This is a genomic window from Promicromonospora sp. NPDC057138, assembly GCF_042670845.1.
GTDB lineage: Bacteria > Actinomycetota > Actinomycetes > Actinomycetales > Cellulomonadaceae > Promicromonospora.
The window spans coordinates 78,241-97,360 of the sequence record NZ_JBHUUX010000015.1; the positions used below are offsets into that span (position 1 = coordinate 78,241).

17 protein-coding genes are annotated in these 19,120 nt (G+C 68.3%); 14 read left to right on the forward strand and 3 right to left on the reverse strand.

Going from position 1 to position 19,120, the window contains the following annotated elements; genetic code table 11:
• The first annotated feature begins 76 nt into the window (after window positions 1-76).
• The 11 genes from ACFT2C_RS11630 to ACFT2C_RS11680 all read left to right on the forward strand — a co-directional run bounded on the left by ACFT2C_RS11630 (window position 77) and on the right by ACFT2C_RS11680 (window position 14,296).
• The gene (locus ACFT2C_RS11630) at window positions 77-1,459 is read left to right on the forward strand and encodes a serine hydrolase domain-containing protein (protein WP_377207207.1); all 1,383 of its coding nucleotides are present in this window, start codon (window positions 77-79) and stop codon (window positions 1,457-1,459) included.
• A 394-nt stretch (window positions 1,460-1,853) separates the two neighbouring features.
• On the forward strand, window positions 1,854-2,096 hold the full coding sequence (nrdH, locus tag ACFT2C_RS11635; RefSeq protein ID WP_377207208.1) for a glutaredoxin-like protein NrdH: 243 nt from the start codon (window positions 1,854-1,856) through the stop codon (window positions 2,094-2,096).
• Window positions 2,097-2,131: 35 nt separating this feature from the next.
• Complete coding sequence (gene nrdI / locus ACFT2C_RS11640; protein ID WP_377207209.1) at window positions 2,132-2,566, forward strand: class Ib ribonucleoside-diphosphate reductase assembly flavoprotein NrdI; 435 nt, start codon at window positions 2,132-2,134, stop codon at window positions 2,564-2,566.
• Window positions 2,567-2,604: 38 nt separating this feature from the next.
• On the forward strand, window positions 2,605-4,710 hold the full coding sequence (nrdE, locus tag ACFT2C_RS11645) for a class 1b ribonucleoside-diphosphate reductase subunit alpha (RefSeq protein WP_377207227.1): 2,106 nt from the start codon (window positions 2,605-2,607) through the stop codon (window positions 4,708-4,710).
• Window positions 4,711-4,800: 90 nt separating this feature from the next.
• Window positions 4,801-5,781: a class 1b ribonucleoside-diphosphate reductase subunit beta gene (gene nrdF / locus ACFT2C_RS11650; protein ID WP_377207210.1), complete on the forward strand. Its 981-nt coding sequence runs from the start codon at window positions 4,801-4,803 to the stop codon at window positions 5,779-5,781.
• 511 nt (window positions 5,782-6,292) lie between these two features.
• On the forward strand, window positions 6,293-6,472 hold the full coding sequence (locus tag ACFT2C_RS11655) for a Flp family type IVb pilin (protein WP_377207211.1): 180 nt from the start codon (window positions 6,293-6,295) through the stop codon (window positions 6,470-6,472).
• A gap of 60 nt (window positions 6,473-6,532) precedes the next feature.
• A complete protein-coding gene (locus ACFT2C_RS11660; RefSeq protein ID WP_377207212.1) occupies window positions 6,533-6,949 on the forward strand; it encodes a hypothetical protein in 417 nt (138 codons plus the stop codon).
• 165 nt (window positions 6,950-7,114) lie between these two features.
• Complete coding sequence (locus ACFT2C_RS11665; RefSeq protein ID WP_377207213.1) at window positions 7,115-7,312, forward strand: hypothetical protein; 198 nt, start codon at window positions 7,115-7,117, stop codon at window positions 7,310-7,312.
• 336 nt (window positions 7,313-7,648) lie between these two features.
• Window positions 7,649-10,288, forward strand: coding sequence for a right-handed parallel beta-helix repeat-containing protein (locus tag ACFT2C_RS11670; RefSeq protein ID WP_377207214.1), 2,640 nt, complete (start codon window positions 7,649-7,651; stop codon window positions 10,286-10,288).
• Between the two features lie 8 nt (window positions 10,289-10,296).
• On the forward strand, window positions 10,297-12,348 hold the full coding sequence (locus ACFT2C_RS11675; protein ID WP_377207215.1) for a family 43 glycosylhydrolase: 2,052 nt from the start codon (window positions 10,297-10,299) through the stop codon (window positions 12,346-12,348).
• 13 nt (window positions 12,349-12,361) lie between these two features.
• Window positions 12,362-14,296: an alpha-L-fucosidase gene (locus ACFT2C_RS11680; protein WP_377207216.1), complete on the forward strand. Its 1,935-nt coding sequence runs from the start codon at window positions 12,362-12,364 to the stop codon at window positions 14,294-14,296.
• A gap of 49 nt (window positions 14,297-14,345) precedes the next feature.
• Here ACFT2C_RS11680 and ACFT2C_RS11685 read toward each other — a convergent pair whose 3' ends face one another.
• The 3 genes from ACFT2C_RS11685 to ACFT2C_RS11695 all read right to left on the reverse strand — a co-directional run bounded on the left by ACFT2C_RS11685 (window position 14,346) and on the right by ACFT2C_RS11695 (window position 16,941).
• Window positions 14,346-15,059, reverse strand: coding sequence for a DUF4386 domain-containing protein (locus ACFT2C_RS11685; protein ID WP_377207217.1), 714 nt, complete (start codon window positions 15,057-15,059; stop codon window positions 14,346-14,348).
• A gap of 248 nt (window positions 15,060-15,307) precedes the next feature.
• On the reverse strand, window positions 15,308-15,835 hold the full coding sequence (locus ACFT2C_RS11690; RefSeq protein WP_377207218.1) for a phosphoribosyltransferase: 528 nt from the start codon (window positions 15,833-15,835) through the stop codon (window positions 15,308-15,310).
• A 131-nt stretch (window positions 15,836-15,966) separates the two neighbouring features.
• Window positions 15,967-16,941, reverse strand: coding sequence for an FKBP-type peptidyl-prolyl cis-trans isomerase (locus tag ACFT2C_RS11695; RefSeq protein ID WP_377207219.1), 975 nt, complete (start codon window positions 16,939-16,941; stop codon window positions 15,967-15,969).
• 153 nt (window positions 16,942-17,094) lie between these two features.
• On the opposite strand from ACFT2C_RS11695, the gene ACFT2C_RS11700 reads away from it, so the two are divergent.
• The 3 genes from ACFT2C_RS11700 to ACFT2C_RS11710 are packed head-to-tail and all read left to right on the forward strand — an operon-like array spanning window position 17,095 to window position 19,055.
• Window positions 17,095-17,394, forward strand: coding sequence for a hypothetical protein (locus ACFT2C_RS11700; protein WP_377207220.1), 300 nt, complete (start codon window positions 17,095-17,097; stop codon window positions 17,392-17,394).
• 34 nt (window positions 17,395-17,428) lie between these two features.
• The gene (locus tag ACFT2C_RS11705; protein ID WP_377207221.1) at window positions 17,429-18,187 is read left to right on the forward strand and encodes an alpha/beta hydrolase; all 759 of its coding nucleotides are present in this window, start codon (window positions 17,429-17,431) and stop codon (window positions 18,185-18,187) included.
• A 40-nt stretch (window positions 18,188-18,227) separates the two neighbouring features.
• Window positions 18,228-19,055: an alpha/beta fold hydrolase gene (locus ACFT2C_RS11710; RefSeq protein ID WP_377207222.1), complete on the forward strand. Its 828-nt coding sequence runs from the start codon at window positions 18,228-18,230 to the stop codon at window positions 19,053-19,055.
• Window positions 19,056-19,120: the final 65 nt, after the last annotated feature.

A 19,120-nucleotide genomic window follows, 5' to 3' on the forward strand; every position in this document is an offset into this window, starting at 1 on the left:
TACAGGTCACTTGGGTGACCTGTACGTCTGACACCTCCGCGAGAATCTGACAACTGAGGTTCGGTACTTTCAGGGAATGACGAAGAACGGGTCGTTGGGCGTGACGTTGAGCGGCGCGCTCGCCCGCACGCAGACCGCCGCACGGGTCCCCGCCCTGTCCGCGGCCGCGGGCCGCGCGGGCGAGGTGGCCTGGTCCGGCGTCGCCCATGCCCCGTGGGCCGGCAGCCCGACGCCCGAGCACGCCTTCCGCATCGGGTCGGTCACCAAGCCCATGGTCGCCGTGGCGGTGCTCCGGCTCGTCGCCGAAGGCGCGGTGGCGCTCGCGGACCCGGTCGGCAGGCACCTGCCGGACGCGCCCGCCCCGGACGCCACGGTCCGCCAGCTCCTCACGCACACGAGCGGCCTGCAGGCCGAGTTCCCCGGCCCGTGGTGGGAGCGGCACGGCGGGCCCACGTGGGACGAGCTGGTCCGGTCCGGCGTCGAGCAGATCTGGGACCCGGGCGAGCAGTATCACTACAGCAACCCGGGCTTCGCGGTGCTGGGCCGGCTGGTCGAGGTGGTCCGCGGCCGCGCCTGGGACACGGTGCTCCGTGACGAGCTGTGGGGCCCGCTGGGCATGACGGCCACCGGCCGCGTACCCGTAGGCCCGCACGTCACGGGGTACGCGGTCCACCCGCACGCGGACCTGGTACACCACGAGCCCGTGGCCGAGTACCGGGCGGCGGGGCCCGCCGGCGAGGTGTGGTCCACCCCCTCGGACCTGGTGCGGTTCGGCATGTGGCTCGTGGGCGGCGAGGCCGACCGCGACGCCGGTGAGGCGGTGCTCCCGCTCGCCCTGCGCCGCCAGATGGCCGTCCCGCGCGTGGTCGTCGACGACGCCGGGCCGGCCGGCGGGCCGTGGCCCACCGCCCACGGTCTGGGCGTGCGCGTGCGCCAGGACGGCACGGTGCGCACGATCGGCCACGGCGGGTCGGTGCCGGGCTTCACCGCGGATCTCCGGGCGGACGCCGCGACGGGCGACGTCGTGGCGGTCTGCGGCTCGTCGACGCACGGGATCGGCGGTGGGGCCGCTCTGCTCGCGGCCTTGCAGGGTGCCGCGCCACCTGTGCTGCTGCCGCTCCGCGGGTCGGGCGACGCCGTCGGGCGGGGCGCGATCACCGGCACCTGGTACTGGGGGCCGTTCCCGCACACCGTGAGCGTCGACGCGGCGGGCCGCGTCGATCTGCGGTCCCCTGACGGCGGCCGCGGCACCGTCTTCGACGACGTCGGAGGCGAGCTGCGCGGCGTCGAGGGCGGCTACTGGCTGGGGGAGCGGTTCGAGGTGCGCGACGCCGGGGACGGGGCCCCCGCGCTGGACGTAGGCACCTTCCACTTCACGCGCGCGCCGTACGATCCGGCCACGGCCGTGCCCGGCGGAGTCGACCGGCGAGGCTGGCACCGCCCGGGCTCCGCTGGGTGACGGGCGGGTGTCCGACGGGTGTCCGGCGGGACACGCCCAAGCGTCGCGACACGCCGCTGACTCAGATCACTTTTCGGGTCTCGCGGACGCTCTCGGGGGCGCGTGAGGTGCACTTTCTGGCGCCCGGCGCGGCCCTCCCGACGGCGCCCGCGAACCGCGGCACGCCGCCTCCCAGGCAGTGTCAGAGGCTCGTGGGAGCATGGTCCATGAGCGTCTCGGGCGGTTTCGATATCTGATTGGCAGGGTGGTTCGTTCGCCCTCAACCACAACATGTCGTAGGCGAGCGAATGTCAGACACCAGGTGTAGTGTTTGGTGCAGCGGGAGACGCAGACCCGCAAACAAAGCACACCGGTGCAATTTCACGGGTGTCCTTCGAGGTCAGAGGAGGCGGACATGAGCGTCACGGTCTACAGCAAGCCGGCATGCGTCCAGTGCGACGCGACGTACCGGGCACTGGATCGCAAGGGTGTCGAGTACACGGTCGTCGACATCACGCAGGACGCCGAGGCGCTCGAGATGGTTCGCGGTCTCGGATACCTCCAGGCGCCGGTCGTCGTAGCCGGTGACACTCACTGGTCAGGCTTTCGCCCCGACCAGATCAGCGCGGTCGCCGCGCTGCAGGCCACCTCGGCCTGACCTGCAGGACAGCAACGTCGGCAAGGAGGCGTGACGTGGGTTCTCTCGTCTACTTCTCCAGCGTGTCGGAGAACACGCACCGGTTCGTCCAGAAGCTCGCACTCGAAGAGCTGGGGATGTCGGTGCACAGGATCCCGCTGCGCCCGGCCGACGGCTTCCTGCGCGTGGACGAGCCCTACGTCCTCATGGCCCCCACCTACGGTGGCGGCAACGAGGGCGGGGCCGTCCCGCGGCAGGTGAGGAAGTTCCTCAACGACGAACACAACCGGTCGCTCGTCCGCGGCGTCATCGCCGCGGGGAACACCAACTTCGGGGCTGCGTACTGCATCACCGGGGACATCATCGCTGCGAAGTGCGATGTCCCGTACCTCTACGCCTTCGAACTACTGGGTACCGCGCAGGACGTCGCGCGCGTCCGCAACGGATTGGGACGATTTTGGCAGCAACAACCACTGAGCCTGTCAGCCTGACTGAGGGCCTGAGCGAGATCCCCCTGGAGAGCATCCAGATGGACTACCACTCGCTCAACGCCATGCTGAACCTGTACGGGCCGGACGGGAAGATCCAGTTCGAGAAGGACCGCGAGGCGGCCCGCCAGTACTTCCTGCAGCACGTGAACCCGAACACCGTCGACTTCGAGTCGCTCGAGGCGAAGCTCGAGCACCTCGTCGAGGCCAAGTACTACGACCCCACCGTGCTGGCGAAGTACTCCGGCGCGTTCGTCAAGGAGCTGTTCCAGCTCGCGTACTCGAAGAAGTTCCGCTTCGAGACCTTCCTGGGCGCCTTCAAGTACTACACCTCGTACACGCTCAAGACGTTCGACGGCAAGAAGTACCTGGAGCACTTCGAGGACCGCGTCGCCATGGTCGCGCTCGGCCTGGCCGACGGCGACGAGCAGACGGCGCGCGACATCGTCGAGGAGGTCATCTCCGGGCGGTTCCAGCCGGCGACGCCGACCTTCCTCAACGTCGGCAAGGCGCAGCGCGGTGAGCCCGTGTCCTGCTTCCTGCTGCGCATCGAGGACAACATGGAGTCGATCGCGCGCGGCATCAACTCCGCGCTGCAGCTCTCCAAGCGCGGCGGCGGTGTGGCGCTGCTCCTGAGCAACATCCGCGAGCACGGCGCGCCGATCAAGCACATCGAGAACCAGTCGTCGGGCGTCATCCCCGTGATGAAGCTCCTGGAGGACTCCTTCTCCTACGCGAACCAGCTCGGCGCGCGCCAGGGTGCCGGTGCGGTGTACCTGCACGCGCACCACCCCGACATCATGCGGTTCCTCGACACCAAGCGCGAGAACGCGGACGAGAAGATCCGCATCAAGACGCTCTCGCTCGGCGTCGTCATCCCGGACATCACGTTCGAGCTGGCCAAGAAGAACGCGGACATGCACCTGTTCAGCCCGTACGACGTCGAGCGCGTCTACGGCAAGCCGTTCGCCGACATCTCCATCTCGGAGAAGTACGACGAGCTCGTGGCCGACGACCGCATCCGCAAGACCACGATCAGCGCGCGCGACTTCTTCCAGACGCTCGCGGAGCTGCAGTTCGAGTCCGGCTACCCGTACATCATGTTCGAGGACACGGTGAACGCGGCGAACCCGATCAAGGGCCGCATCACGCACTCGAACCTGTGCTCCGAGATCCTGCAGGTCTCGACCCCGTCGACGTTCAACGAGGACCTCTCGTACGACCAGGTCGGCCGGGACATCTCCTGCAACCTGGGCTCGCTGAACATCGCCAAGGCGATGGACTCGCCGGACTTCGGCCGCACCATCGACACCGCGATCCGCGCGCTGACCGCGGTGAGCGACCAGACGTCGATCGAGTCGGTCCCGTCGATCAAGCTGGCCAACGACCAGGGGCACGCCATCGGCCTTGGCCAGATGAACCTGCACGGCTACCTCGCCCGCGAGCGCATCTACTACGGCTCGGACGAGGGCGTCGACTTCACGAACATCTACTTCTACACCGTGGCCTACCACGCGATCGCGGCGTCCAACCGCCTGTCGATCGAGCGCAAGAAGAAGTTCGGTGGGTTCGAGGACTCGAAGTACGCCACCGGCGAGTACTTCGACAAGTACGTCGAGCAGGAGTGGAAGCCGGCCACGGAGCGCGTCGCGCGCCTCTTCGCCGCCGCCGGCGTGGCGATCCCGACGCAGGACGACTGGCGCGCGCTCAAGGCCTCGGTCATGGAGCACGGCATCTACAACCAGAACCTTCAGGCCGTGCCGCCCACGGGTTCGATCAGCTACATCAACAACTCGACGTCGTCGATCCACCCGGTCCCGGCCAAGATCGAGATCCGCAAGGAAGGCAAGCTCGGCCGCGTCTACTACCCGGCGCCGTACATGACGAACGACAACCTGGACTACTACCAGGACGCGTACGAGATCGGGTACGAGAAGATCATCGACACGTACGCCGCGGCGACGCAGCACGTGGACCAGGGCCTCTCGCTGACCCTGTTCTTCCCGGACACGGTGACCACGCGTGACGTGAACAAGGCGCAGATCTACGCGTGGCGCAAGGGCATCAAGACCCTGTACTACATCCGGTTGCGCCAGCTCGCCCTGGAGGGCACTGAGGTGGACAACTGCGTAAGCTGCATGCTCTAGAGCATTAAGGCGGCGCCTGTCCTGGCGCGCCCGCACCGACCATGATCAGCCCGGCCGCAGCCGCCGTCGTACATCGGAAGAAGAACGAAGATGTCGCCCACAGGGAAGCTCAAGCTCATCGATCGCGTGACAGCGATCAACTGGAACCGCCTCGAGGACGAGAAGGACCTCGAGGTCTGGGACCGTCTCGTCGGTAACTTCTGGCTGCCCGAGAAGGTCCCGGTCTCCAACGACATCCAGTCGTGGAACACCCTCTCGGCGCACGAGAAGACCATGACCTCGCGGGTGTTCACCGGGCTGACCCTCCTGGACACCATCCAGGGCACGGTCGGAGCGGTGTCGCTGATCCCCGACGCGCTCACCCCGCACGAGGAGGCGGTGTACACCAACATCGCCTTCATGGAGAGCGTGCACGCGAAGAGCTACTCCTCGATCTTCTCCACGCTGCTGTCCACGCCGGAGATCGACAACGCGTTCGAGTGGTCCGAGAACAACGCGAACCTGCAGAAGAAGGCGGAGATCGTCCTCGACTACTACCGGGGCGACGACCCGCTGAAGCGCAAGGTCGCCTCGACGATGCTCGAGTCGTTCCTGTTCTACTCCGGCTTCTACGCGCCGATGTACTGGTCCTCGCGGGCGAAGCTCACGAACACCGCCGACCTGATCCGCCTCATCATCCGTGACGAGGCGGTGCACGGGTACTACATCGGCTACAAGTACCAGAAGGGCCTCGCGCAGCTGACGCAGCCCGAGCAGGACGACCTCAAGGCGTACACGTTCGACCTGCTCTTCGAGCTGTACGAGAACGAGGTGGAGTACACCGACTCGCTGTACGGCGAGCTGGGGCTGACCGAGGACGTCAAGAAGTTCCTGCGGTACAACGGCAACAAGGCCCTGATGAACCTGGGCTACGAGGCGTTGTTCCCCAAGGAGGACACCGACGTCAACCCGGCCATCCTCGCGGCGCTGTCGCCGAACGCGGACGAGAACCACGACTTCTTCTCGGGGTCCGGCTCGTCGTACGTGATCGGCAAGGCCGTGGAGACCGAGGACGACGACTGGGACTTCTGACCCCCCGTCGCCCGTAGCGGCAGACCAGAGGCCCGGAACCGCGGAAACCCGCGGTGCCGGGCCTCTTTGCGTGCCGACTTCCAGAGACATAGGAGGTCGGAGATGGACAGGAATGGCCTTTCGGAGTTGTCAGGTGGCATATGCGCACCTGACACGGGAGCGCGGGGTGGTCCGCCGACCGGATTTTGTTCGGCGCGCCATCGAGGTCTGCCACTGCGCGCCTTTCGAGGCGTGGGGAGGGCATAACATGCCTGGCATGTGGATAGCCTCCCGGGCGCCCGACCTGCCCGGCGGCGATCTTTGCGGGGTGTGTGGCGGGGCCTGGCGCGCTTGGTGGTCCGGCAGCCAGGACTGCACAATAAGCAATAATGCCTGGGGGTGAAGATTGCGCATGGCGCATGTTTGCCATACTGTCGTTCTTGGATGCAGATCGCAGCCACCAGAACCGCTCCGGCCTTGGAGCGCCGACCGCCAGGAACCCGCCATGATGCCTCGTGCTGCTGCTGTCCTCATGACCACACTCCATGTACTCATGGACCGCTCCCACGGCCAGAAGAAGGACCGGGGTGCGACCGCTGTCGAGTACGCCTTCCTCGCCGGCTTCGTTGCGTTGGCGATCGTCGCCACGCTCGTCTTGCTCGGCCCGAAGCTCGACGCATTCTTCGTGAAGGCGCTCAACGGGCTGCCCTGACCGGGGCGCAGCCAACTCCTTCCCCGTGGACCAGGGCGCTCCGTGGAGTATGAACCGTTCATGCCCGGTTGGCGACCGTGGTTCACCCATGACGCTCTCGAGAGAATCCCGCTGCGCGGCCTGCTCGCCGCCGTCGTCGCGCTGCTGCTGTTCGCCGCCGTGGCGCTCGTCGCCGCACCGCCCGCCGGTGCTTTGCCGCCCGGGACGCCGTCCAAGGCCACCGCACAGTCCGAGCTCAACGCGTTGACCGTCCGCACGGAGGAGTCGATGACCGGCTACTCCCGCGACCTCTTCCCGCACTGGATCAGCCAGGGCAACAACTGCGACACCCGTGAGGTAGTGCTCAAGCGCGACGCCGACTCCGTCACCGTAGGCTCCGACTGCTACCCCACCTCCGGCCGCTGGTACAGCTACTACGACGGCGCGATCTGGTCGCAGGCCTCCGACCTCTCATCGGCGATGAAGACGATCCCGTGACGGCTGCAGACGTTACGGACACCCCGCAGGTAGCCGGCCGGCGGCACGATGACGCCTGAGCGTCCGACCCCGGTACGACGGCGCTGCCCGGGGTAGCGGCCTTGAAGACGACCGCCCCGCGGACCGGGTCGCCGTCAGCCCTGGCTCTCGCCCGTTCTGTGGGACGTGGACACCGAGGACTGGAAGTCCCGCGACGCCGCCAAGGTCGCGCGGACCGCCATCTCCAACGCCGAGCCCAACGCCGTCATCCTGATGCACGACACCAACCCCACATCGGTGGCCGTAGTACCCGAGATCCTGAGCACCCTGACGCTCCGTGGCTACCACTTCGTGACGGGCAGCCACTTGCTAGCCACCCTCTGAATCTGTCCCCCGAGGCTCGATGGCGTCCCCTTGGCCGCAGCCGCGCAGGGCTCGAGCCACTGCGGATCCGGGCCTCTTCGCGTGCCGGCTCCCCACGAGCACAGGAGCCGGAGATGGAGGACGTTTGCGACATGTCGCCGACGGGTCACCATTGACGACACGTGTGATATGTCCTATGTTAAGTGCGCCGCCGTCGGCCCAACGCGCTCTCCCCAGATGACACCCGCGGTCGCGGTTGCTGCCCGAATCAATGGAGATTCACGAGAGGAACCGGTAATGGCTTCGCTCTTTCGTGCCAGGCGGATATTGTCATCGTTCAGGCGGACGCTGTCGTCGTTGCTGGCGTTGACGTTGTTCGCGCTCTTCCTCGGGGGGTCCGCACAGTCGGCGACAGCCGCCCCCCAGGCGACCTACTACGTCTCGCCGTCCGGCAACGACTCCAACCCCGGCACGATCGCCGCGCCGTTCCGGACGGTGCAGCGCGCGCGGGACGTGGTCCGCACGGTCAGCTCGAGCATGACCGGCGACATCCAGGTGTACCTGCGCGGCGGGAACTACCCCGTGACGAGCACCATCGAGTTCGGACCGGGCGATTCGGGCACGAACGGCCACCGGGTGCTCTACTCCGCCTACCCCGGTGAGACGCCGGTCCTGAACGGTGGCGTCCAGGTGACCGGGTGGACGCAGCACAGCGGGAACATCTGGAAGGCCCCGCTCAACCGCGCCAACAAGCTCCGTGCGCTCTATGTCAACGACAAGCGCGCGTCCATGGCGTCCAAGACGATCACCTCGGCCGGCTGCTACGGCACCTACACCATCACCGCCGGGCAGGCCCCGTGGGCGTGGGAGTCCGGTTCGGAGTGCGACGGGTCCAAGTACAGCCTGTCCGACCTGCCCGCGATCGCGACGAACCAGAGCGACGTCGAGATCGAGACGGCGACGACGTGGACCACGGCCATCGTGGGCGTCCGGCAGATCACCACGAGCTCTGACGGCGCCAACCGTGTCGCGCTGTTCCAGCAGCCCGGCGCGGCCATCGCCCAGGGCGCGTACAACGGCGACTTCCAGGCAACCGGTAGCCAGAAGATCATGAACGCCTACGAGTTCCTGGACACCCCAGGCGAGTTCTTCTTCGACCGGACCAGCAAGACGGTCTACTACTACAAGGCCGACTCCGAGAACATGGCGACCGCGTCAGTCTGGGCGCCGAACAACGTGGCCACGGTGCTCAAGATCGCCGGCACGTCGACCTCGAGCCACGTTCGCAACCTGACCTTCAGCGGCATCACGGTCCAGCACTCGGACTGGAACCTGTTCGACGTGGCCGGTTCATCCTTCAAGCAGGCCCAGCAGGGCAACGGCGGCGACCTCGTCTACGGGAGGAAGAACTTCCACGCGTACTTCTACCGCAACATCGAGCTGCCGCCCGGCATCGTCCGGCTCGAGAACGCGGACGGCATCGTGCTGGAGCGCAACAAGGTGCAGCACGCGGGCGCCGACGGCATCACCCTGAACAACGACGTGCGGGACTCGAAGCTGATCGGCAACTACACGAACGACATCGCCGGGTCGGCGGTGAACGTCGGGCATCCGCAGCACATCTACATCGGGGACCACACCAGCACGAACAACGAGAAGTACCCCGCCTCGGCCGAGGGCGTCTGCAAGAACATCGAGATCACGAACAACTACCTTCACGACAGCGCGGTGCTGTTCAACGGCAGCAGCCCGATCTCGGCCTACTTCGTCGACACGCTGTCCGTGCGGCACAACCTGATCGAGAAGGCGCCGTGGAACGGCGTCACGCTCGGGTGGGGCTGGTGGAACTTCGACGGCTCGGCGAACTCCATAGTGCCGAACGAGCCGACCACGACGGCCAGGAACAACGACATCAGCTACAACCAGATCGTCGACACGATGCAGCGAATGAACGACTCGGCGCCCATCTACACGCTTGGCAGCCAGCCCGGCACCACCATCAGCAACAACTACCTCCAGGGCGTCCCCGCCGGGCACAAGTACGGGATGCACCCCGACGAGGGCTCGGCGTTCATCAACCACCACGACAACGTGCTGAACCTGTCGCCGGACGTGGCGTACACGATCAACTCGGGCACCTGGGGACGCCAGCACGACCTGAACATCACCAACACGTACGCCACGGTCGGCAAGATCGCCAACAAGAACGTGCCGAACAGCACCATCCAGGACGTACGCGTCTACCCGGACAACGTCTGGCCGACGGCGGCATACCAGATCACCGTGAACGCCGGCCTCGAGGCGGCGTACCGGGACATCCTGCCCGGCAACCGAGCGACCACCCCGGACTGGGTACTGCCGGCCAGCACATTCAACGACGCCGGCGCGTGGTCGATCCCGATCAGGAGCACCGGCGACGCCAGCAGGACGATCTGGCTGGCCCCCGCGGGCACGACCAGCTTCACCGCCGGCCCCACGATGACCAGAGCTGGCGGCACCGCGACCTCCATCGCGATCCCGGAGTCGCCCGGCGACTACAAGCTGTACGTCGTGGACGCCCAGGGCAACCGGTCCGCGGAGTCGACGTCGGTCGTCCGGCAGTCCTGGACCCACGCCGACGACAAGGACGCCCGCGTGACCTACACCGGCACGTGGAGGAGCTGGAACGACACCAAGGACTTCCACGGCTCGGAGCGCTACACCACCCAGGCGGGCAACTCCGCCGAGTACACGTTCACGGGTGCCGGCGTCCAGTACGTGAGCATGAAGCAGCCCAACATGGGCAAGGTCGACGTCTACCTCGACGGCACGCTCGTCCAGGCCGACATCGACGCCTACGCGCCCTCCGTGACGAAGCAGGTCGCGCTGTTCCGCAAGACGGACCTGCCCGCCGGGCCGCACACGATCAAGGTCGTGTGCAAGGGCACCAAGAACGCGGCGTCCACCAACACGGTGTGTGCGCTGGACGCCTTCTCCAGCGTGCCCTTCCCGGCGTAGGGAGAATCGTGGACATCACCAGACGACAGCTCGGCAGTCTCGCCGCGGTCGGCACAGGGGCGCTTCTACTGCCGGGCCTGCTGCCACCGAGCACGGCGGCGGCCGCCGTACCTCCGGCCGGCACCTGGGGTGACCAGGGTGACGGCACCTACGTCAACCCGATCATCCCGGCCGACCTCAGCGACTGGGACTGCATCCGGGTGGGCTCCGACTACTACGGCATCACCAGCACGTTCGGCTACTCGCCCGGCATGGCCGTCCTGCACTCCAAGGACCTGGTCAGCTGGCGGACGCTCGGCGGCGCGGTCGACGATGTCACCCGCATCGGGCCGGAGCTGAACTGGGACCGGATGAACCGCTACGGCCGTGGCGTGTGGGCCGGGTCCATCCGCCACCACGCGGGGCGGTACTGGGTGTACTTCAACACGCCTGACGAGGGCTTCTTCATGACCTCGGCCCCGTCGCCGACCGGGCCGTGGGAGCCGTTGCACGCGATCTGGCGGACCAGCGGCTGGAACGACGTCTGCCCGTTCTGGGAGGACGACGGCCAGGGCTACCTGGTCACCACGCACTACGCGGACGCCTACAAGGTGCACCTGTACAAGCTGTCCGCGGACGGGAGGTCGCTCGACGGCCCGTCCACCGTCATCCATCAGTCGCCGGGCAGCGAGGCGAACAAGCTGTACAAGATCGACGGCACGTACTACCACCTCTTCAGCGAGGTGAAGTCCGAGGGCCGCGTGCTCATGATGAACCGCGGCTCCAGCCTCTACGGCCCGTTCGAGACCAGGCAGCTGCTGCACGTCAACACCTCGGTGGACCGGGAGCCCAACCAGGGCGGGCTGGTGCAGGCTCCCGACGGCGGCTGGCACTTCGTGACCCACCACGGCCACGGTGGCTGGGAGGGGCGCGTGCTGTCCCTGCTGCCCGTGACCTGGGTGGACGGCTGGCCGATCCTGGGTGAGGTGGGCGCGGACGGCGTCGGCAACATGGTGTGGACGGGCCGTGTGCCCGCCGGCGGCACGCCCGGTCTGCCGGTCGACGCACTGCCCCAGGTGGTGACCAGCGACCTGTTCACCGACACCCGCCTGAAGCCGCAGTGGGAGTGGCACTACCAGCCGCGCGCGGACCGGTGGTCGCTCACCGAACGACCCGGCTACCTGCGATTGAAGGCATTCGCACCGCTGGCGGCGAACAACCTGACCAAGGCCGGGAACACGCTCACCCAGCGGGTGCTGCGCACTGCGGGCGGAGCGACGGTCACCGTCCGCCTCGAGCTGGCCGGGCTCACCGATGGTCAGCACGCCGGGCTGTGCCACTACGCGGCGACCTACGCCGGGCTGGGTGTCCGGCGCTCCGGGACCACCACCACGATCGCGCTCAACGTCGGCGGCAGCCTGACCAACGGTCCGGCGATCACGCAGGACGCCGTATGGCTGCGCACCTCGTGGGACGGCAACGGAGTCAGCCGGTTCTCCTACAGCCTCGACGGGAACGCGTTCACCTCGTTCGGCGGCACCTACCAGCTCACCTGGGGCGGCTACCGCGGTGACCGGGTCGGCGTCTACACCTACAACCCGAACGGCACCGGCTACGTCGACGTCGACTCGGTGCAGTACACGATCACACCCACCAGGGCCTACACCTGCGTCAGCGTGCGCAGCGGCAACGTCGCCGACGTCTCCGGCTCGTCCAAGGCGGACGGCGCCACCGTGATCCAGTGGCCCGACACCGGCCGACCGAACCAGCAATGGGCCTTCCAGTCCACGGCGGACGGCTATCACACCATCACCTGCGTCGGCAGCGGCAAGGTGCTCGACGTGGCGGGGTCCTCGACGGCGGACGGCGCGGCGGTCGTGCAGACGACCGCCGACGGCCGGGCGAGCCAGCAGTGGCAGCTGCGTCCGCAGGGTGATGGCGTGTTCCTCGTGGTCAACCGCCACAGCGGCAAGGTCCTCGACGTCAGCGGGGGCAGCACGGCCGACGGTGTCGCGCTGATCCAGTACCGCGACACCGGCGGCTCCAACCAGCGGTGGACCTTCCACCGCGTCACCTCATAAGGGCGGTGGCAACATGGCACACACATCGGGATGGTCGCGCCGGGGTTTCCTGGCGGCCACCGGTATCGCAGCGACCTCGGCCGCGGTACCCGGTTTGACTGGGCACTCGCCGCAGGCTTGGGCGGCGGACACTCAGACCGACCTGTCGAAACTGGTAGACCTGCGGTTCGGCATGTTCAACCACTTCAACCTCGGCACGTTCACCGACGAGGAGTGGGCGGCGGGTGGCCAGAGCCCGTTGAAGTTCGCGCCGCCGTCCGTGGACTGCGCGCAGTGGGCGGCGGCCGCTGCCGCCGCGAAGATGAGCTACGGCGTGCTCACCACCAAGCACCACGACGGCTTCTCTTTGTGGCCCACGGCGTTCGGCACGCAGAACGTGGCCTACTCGGGCTACAAGCAGGACATCGTGCGCCAGTACGTCGACGCGTTTCGCGCCAAAGGCCTACGGGTCGGGCTGTACTACTCGGTCTGGGACCGCACGCACACCATCCAGGCGTACGGCGGTCACGTCAGCGACCCGTACCAGGCCATCGAGCCGGGCGACATGACCGTGGTGCTCGGTCAGATCCGCGAGCTGCTGACGAACTACGGCACGATCGACGTGTTCGTCACCGACGGCTATGCCTGGCAGATGGGCCAGCAGCAGATCTCCTACCAGGAGGTCCGCAACCTGGTGAAGTCGCTGCAACCGAACTGCGTGCTGGTCGACCACGGCGCCCTGGCACAGCCCTGGCTCGGCGACGCGATCTACTTCGAGGCCCCGTTGGGCATCCGAGCGCCGGCGGGGAACACGTTCGCGGGCATCCAGGGCGAGACGATCAGCCGAGGTTGGTTCTGGCACCCGCACACGCCGACGGAGGCACCGCGCAGCGTGGACGCCATCGTGGCCGACCTCAGGGACTTGGAGCCGAAGTACACCTCGCACCTGTTGAACTGCCCGCCCAACCGCAGCGGCAGGTTGGACCCCAACATCGTCGACCGGCTGGCGGAGGTCGGCGCGGCGTGGAGCCCGAACACCTCGCGCCCGCCGCTGCCCGCCCAGCCGCTGCGGGTCGAATGGCCGGTGAACGCGGTGGCGGCCTACGCCTCGTCCTACAACCCCGGCGAGTTCGCGTACAACGCGATCGACAACCGCAGCGACCGCGACCTCGAGACGTGCTGGTCGACCTGGGGCGGCGGTCGCACGCTGCCGCAGGCGATCACGATCGACCTCGGCGGGGTGTGGAGCAACGTCTCCACGCTCGAATACCTGCCGAAGCAGTGGAACCGCACCAACTCCACCGACGGCGATATCACCGCGGCCACGATCGCCACCAGCACCGACGGCGTCACCTTCACCACGGTGGCCACCGTGAACTGGGCCGCGGACGGCCGGCTCAAGCTCGCCGAGTGGACCAACCGGAACGTCGGCTTCGTGCGCGTCCACGTCACGGCCGCCACCGGTGGGTACGTCAACATCAACGGCGTGCACATCGGGGGTCGGAGCGCCCGTCCCCAGTTGATCTCGCGTTTCCCTGTGGCGAACACCGTCTACCGCATCGAGTCGAGGAGTAGTGGCAAGGTGCTCGACGTCCTGTCTTCCGGGACGGCCAACAACACCCCGGTGCAGCAGTGGCCGTGGTTGAACCGCGCGAACCAGAAGTGGCTCTTCGTCTCCACCGGGGACGGGTACTTCAAGATCCGTGACCAGAACAGCGGCAAGCTGCTGGAGGTCGGCGGCCGGTCCCGGGTGAACGGCGGAACCATGAACATCTGGGGGGACGCGAACGTCCACCAGCAGCACTGGGCTGTCACGCCGGTTGGCGGTGGGTACTCTCTGCTCACCAACCGGCTGAGCCAACGGGTGCTGGAGGTACCGGGCGCGTCCACGGCGGACGGCACCGTTCTCGACCAGTGGGACCACAACGGTGGTGGGCACCAGCAGTGGCGGCTGATCCCTGAGAAGTAAGAGCAAGGGCGAACGCTCGCCGCGCGGCAGACCTCGACGTAATCCCCATCTACGCCAAGGACGACGCGCTGCCCGAGCTCGTCGGAGCCGTGTGACTCCTGGGTCCCCGGAACGAGTACCACAGCAGCCAGCCGATCATCCAGATCTCGCCGATGGTGGCGAGGAACGGGAGCGCCTCCGCGACCGGCGTGGCAGCAGGCGCCAGGTAGGTGAGGAAGCCGCCGGCGATGTACCCGACACCGCCGGACACCAGGATCCAGCCGAGTGCGCGCGGCAGACCCGATCGCAGGGCGAGGACACCCATCGGGATCAGCCACAGCCCGAAGAACAGCGAGCCGACGTCCCAGAAGCTGCCGCCGAGCACATACAGGAGCTGCGTTCCGCCGGCGGCATCGGCGGACGGTGGCGCGAGGGCGGTGTCCAGCGCCGCACCCAGACACGCCGCGCTGGCGAGAATCGCTACCGCGTTGACCAGGCCGAACGCGGCCAGTGCTGCAGCCGCGAACGCGTCGACACGGTGGAACAGGCGGTAGAACCACAGGGCGACCAGTGCCTGGACTGCGACGAGCGCGAGCTCCAGGCCGATCCCCAGGCGCGCGACCGACTCGTTCTCGATCAGGTGGGCGAGCGTTGCTGCCGGGCTATCGGGATCGAACAGCATCGGGCGGATGATCAGGAACCCCGGGATGGCGAGGACGGCGACCGCCAGGTAGAGCAGACCGGTCGTTCGTGCCGTGCGTGGGTGCAGCGTGGGCGTGTTCATGGCTTCCCTCTCGTGAACCTTACGACGTAAGGCGACCTTACGGCGTAAGGCTACGAACCGGAAGGGGCGGACCGGATGAAGAACTGTTGAGCGCTAGCTCGCGGTCTGGGCGTGCGCAGCGATGAGCGCCGCCTCGCCGCGTACGCGGCGAGCGAGATGGTGAAGCTCCTGGTCGCCGAGGAGCGCCCGTGCCGCGAGGTCGACGTCGCCACTCGTGGGCCCGACCGTGCACGCCGGTGCTCAGCGGTTCATGCGTCGATCGACCTCGCGCCCGTCACCGGCGGCTCGGCGGACCACGGGAAGGTGATCCACAGGTCGGTGTCCTTCCACGAGTAGTCGGGCTGGATGATCGTGCGCGGCTTGGTGTAGAGCACGGCGGAGCGGGCCTCGGCACCCTTCTTCTCCAGCAGGTCCATGACCAGGGCCAGGGTGCGGCCGGAGTCGGCGACGTCGTCCACCACGAGGACCTTGGCGCCGGGGAGGTCGGATGTGTCCATGAGCGGCGGCAGCACGCGCGGGTCGTCGAGCGTCTTGCCGATGTCCGTGTAGAACTCGACGTTCAACGTGCCCACGCCCTTGGTGCCGAGCGCGTACGCCATGGCACCGCCCGGGACGAGGCCGCCCCGCGCGACGGCGACCACGACCTCGGGCACGAACCCGCTGTCCACCACCTTATGGGCCAGGTCGCGCACCGCGACGGGGAAGGTCTCCCAGGTGAGTACCTCACGCTCCGGAACAGGAGCGGACTCAGCGGCGGGCAGTTCTGTCGACGTCATGGGAAGACACTACGAGAAATGGCGGGCACCCGGCTCGGGTGCCCGCCACGTCTGTGCCGTGATCTACGGCGATGCGCACATTACGTGCGTGAGATCTCGCGCCGGCCCGTGGACGGGCCGACGGGGAAGGATCAGGCGGCCTTGGCCTCGAGGACGTCGACCACGAACACGAGGGTCGAGTTCGCGGGAATGCCGTTCTGCTCCTGGTCGCCGTAGGCCTGGTCGGCCGGGATGACGAGCAGCACCTGGCTGCCGACCTTCTGACCGGCGATGCCGTTGGTCCAGCCGGGGATCACGCCGTTGAGCGGGAACGACGTCGGGGTGCCGCGGCTCCACGAGGAGTCGAACGACGTGCCGTCGAGCAGGCAGCCCGCGTACTGGACGGTGACCGTCTGGTCCTTGGTCACCTTGGCGCCGTCACCCTCGATGAGGGGCTGGACCACCAGGTCGGTGGGCGCCTTGAAGTTCTTCGGGATCGTGACGGTCGGCTGGCCGTCGTCGGTGAGCTCGACGGCGGGCAGGCCCTCCTTCGGCTCCACGGCGGTGCCCTCGGCACGCGTAGGGATCTCCTTGACCGCGGAGACCTCCACCATCGTGACCTGGATGGTCTGGTCCATGGCGGTGCTCGCCATGACGATGCGCGTGCCGACCTTCTGGCCGATCAGGCGGTCGTTGAGGAGGTCGTACTGCGGGTCGCCGAGCGTGAACGACTCGGGCTTCTTGGTCTCCCAGGTGGAGCCGCTCGTCGAGCCGTCCTTGCCCGCGATCACCACGTAGTTGATGGTCGCCTGGGCGCCCTCGGTGAGCTCCTCGCCGGTGCCCTCGGAGACCACGCGGGACGTCGGGCTGGTGACCTTGATCGGCGCCTTGAAGGTGACCTTCGGCTCCTTGCCGACCGGGCCCGCGACCTCGATCCCCTCGACGGCCTTGACGTCCGCCTCGGACGGGCTCGGCGCGGGCGACGGCGCGGCGGCCGGAGTCACCTCGCAGACGTTTCCGTCGGAGGCGGCAGCGCTGCCGTCTCCGCTGTCGCTGCTTGCGCAGCCGGTGAGCGCGATGGATGCCAGCGCGACGGCTGCCAGGCCGGCAGTGGTGCGGTGCTTCACGAGTAATCCTTCGGTAGGGTTTGCGCCTTGCTGGGGACCGCCACACTCTAGCGGGCCGACATGGGTGCGGCTCCCAGGCAGTGTGGTGCGCACTGCACGCTGTTTTCGGGCAGGATCGAGCCGCCCGTTCTGCCCTGCGGGAGAATAGTTGCCATGCCGTCGAATCGTCGCTCCAGCAAGCGTCCCTATGCCGCGGACCACGTCCCTCTCGACGTGGACCGGGCAACGGGCGGCCGCCGCAGCGAGTCCGCGGCCGACGGCGAGTGGGTGGTGCAGCGGATCCGCTCGTCCGACAAGACCTACGTCTGCCCGGCCTGCCGCCAGGAGGTCACGCCGGGAACGGCGCACGTCGTGGCGTGGCAGACGGACGCGCTCGGCGGACCCGAGGCCGGGCTGGACGGCCGTCGGCACTGGCACACCAGCTGCTGGCAGCGACGGGCCAACCTGCGCTGACCGCCCGTCGCTCACAACGAAGGTGAGGGAGACAATGGGGTCGATGACCACTGAAGCCGAGCCCCACCAGATCCGTTCGCTCACCGTCCTGCCCGCGCAGCGGGAGGACGTCGAGCTGCACACCGCCGACGGCCTCGCCCTTGTCGGTGAGCTCGCGCTGCCCGAGGCCCGCGAACCGGCGGCCAGCCTGCTGACGTTCCACCCGCTGCCCACGCATGGCGGATTCATGGACTCCCACGTGTACCGCAAGGCGGCCTGGCGCCTGCCCGCGCTGGCCGACCTCGCCGTCCTGCGGTTCAACACGCGCGGCACCTCCTCCCCGCGTGGCACGAGCGAGGGCACGTTCGACGGCGGCGACGCCGAGAAGTACGACGTCGCGGCCGCGATCGAGCTGGCGGAGTTCCGCGGGCTGCCCCGACCATGGCTGGTCGGCTGGTCGTTCGGCACGGAGCTGGTCCTCAAGCACGGCGCCGACCCGAGCGTCGAGGGCGCCATCCTCCTGTCGCCGCCGCTGCACCGCGCGACCGACGAGGACCTGGACCGCTGGGCCGCGTTCGGCAAGCCGCTCGTCGTCCTGGTGCCCGAGCTCGACGACTACCTCCGGCCCGACGAGGCCCGCCGCCGCTTCGCGCGCGTCCCGCAGGCAGAGGTGATCGGCGTCGACGGGGCGAAGCACCTGTGGGTCGGGGAACCGGCGGTCGCCCGCGCGCTGAACGAGATCGTCGCCCACGTCCTGCCCGGCCACCCGCTTCCGCTGCCGACGCACTGGGACGGACCGCTGGGCGCCTCTTGAGCGGCCTCACCACTACAGCACCCACCACAGGAGGACGACGATGACCTCACAAGCCACCGCGAGACTGGCCACCTTCACCCTGCACGACGGTGGCGGCCTGCCGCTCGTGCTCCTGCACGGCTTCCCGCTCGACCACCGGATGTGGGCGGCCTGCGCGGAGTGCCTGCCGCCGGGCATCCGGGCCATCGCCGTCGACCTGCCGGGGGCCGGGCACAGCGACCTGGACGGGTACCCGCCGAGCATCGAGCACGCGGCCGACAGCGTCTACCGGACCATGGTCGAGGCGGGCGAGGGCAACGCCGTGGTGGTCGGGCACTCGATGGGCGGGTACGTGGCCCTCGCCCTGGCCGAGCGGCACCCGGGGTTCGTCGCCGGTCTGGGGCTCGTCGACACCAAGTCGACCGCCGATACCGAGGAGGCGCGCGCCAAGCGCCTGCGGATCGCCGCAGCCGCCGACGCGAGCCAGACGGTGGACGCGGTGCTCAGCATGCCTGCCGCCCTGGTCGGCGCCACGAGCACCGAGAGGCGGCGGCACCTGTTCCCCGTGCTGGACTCGTGGATCCGGGCGCAGTCGCCCGCGGGCGTCGCGTGGGCGCAGCGGGCCATGGCGTCCCGCCCCGACCGGACGGCGGTGCTCAAGCGCTTCGACGCGCCGGTCGCCGTCGTGGTGGGCGCGGAGGACGCCATCACGCCGCTGGCCGACGCCGAGCACATGGTGCGGGCGGCAGCGGCGCCGTTCGGTCTCTCGGCGGGCGACGCCGCCCTGACGCTGGTGCCGGGTGCCGGCCACATGAGCATGGTCGAGGACCCGCAGGCGGTGGCCGCGGCCCTGGGCCTGCTCCACATCCAGGTGGTAGCCCACCACTGACCAGCTTCCGCGAAGTAGAGCGCCTGTCCGGTTCTCCCTGGTGTTGCCAGGAAGAACCGGACAGG